The following is a 1,142-nucleotide window of genomic DNA, read 5'->3' as shown; positions in this document are numbered from 1 at the left end:
GCTCTGTCTAAGGTTTGTGGCTGCTGTTCAGCGTGAGCTGCAGCGGCGACAAATCTGACAAGGAGGAAAGCGCGGGCTGTTTTGGGTCTATGGGGATTGTGGGTTACAACCGCGGTGTCGAACGTTGAGAGCAAACGGTTGCGTGACGACGAGCGGTGTATGCGAGCCTCATTTCCCGACACGGCTTGATTGGACGGCCTCTCGTCATGAGGCTACAGGCCTGATGCCGCGCATGATTTGGTGAGATGGCCGCACTGACTGGTTCGGTGTCTTTTCGTTGCGAGGCCGATCGGGTTGGGCTGGTCATGCGGCGTCCTCCCATGGTGGTGCCCGGGATTTGGGTGTTTGGCCGCGCAGAAAGGTTTCGATAACGATCATGGCACCGCCGCATTTCGGGCAAGGCTGGTGCGCGGGCTGAACATCGCATTCGGCGCTGGCTGCCTCATCCGGCGTTTGATCGGGCTCTGGCTCTGCATTCAGCAAGCGCCTGATCTTCGCGATCCTGTCGCGACGGATGCCGTTAGCCAAAAAGCCCGAGTGCCGGATGCGATGGAAGCCGGAGGGCAGGACGTGGATCAGGAACCGGCGGATGAATTCGGACGTCGGCAATCGCATCACCTTCATGCGGTCTGCGCGCTTGATACGGTAGTCTTTCCATCGTGCTGGCATCCGCGCGGACGAGCCGATGGTTGGAGATTGCGACCCGGTGCGTATAACGGCTCAGGTAGGCCAGCACCGCTTCCGGCCCGCCGAAGGGTGGCTTGGCATACACCACCCATTCCGTTTTGCGCAGCGGTGAGAGATGGGCGGCGAAGGTATCCGGATCGGCCAGCCCCACCAAATCGCCAAAGAATGCCAACTTCCCGGCCTTGTGCAGTCTGGCCAGCCCTTCAAGGAACAAGCGCCGGAACAGCCGGGACAGGACCTTCACCGGCAGAAAGAACCCTGGGCGGCAACCGATCCAGCGGCCAACATCGCGCGACAGCCCGCCCCCTGGCACGATGACATGCACATGCGGGTGATGCGTCATCGCTGATCCCCAGGTGTGCAGCACCGATGTCATGCCGATCTTCGCACCAAGATGTTTTGGATCGGCAGCGATGATCAGGAGTGTTTGGGCCGATGCCTTGAACAGCAAGCCA

The 1,142-nt window shown here is 60.8% G+C and carries 1 pseudogene; it reads right to left on the bottom strand.

What is annotated here, in order from left to right:
• Positions 1-303: 303 nt before the first annotated feature.
• Positions 304-1,142: pseudogene (locus L1069_RS23715) on the bottom strand (transposase); the annotation flags it as partial.

It is taken from the genome of Leisingera sp. MMG026 (assembly GCF_021654205.1).
GTDB lineage: Bacteria > Pseudomonadota > Alphaproteobacteria > Rhodobacterales > Rhodobacteraceae > Leisingera.
Note: the sequence above shows the minus strand (reverse complement) of the source record. Positions and strands in the feature narration are given on the sequence as shown.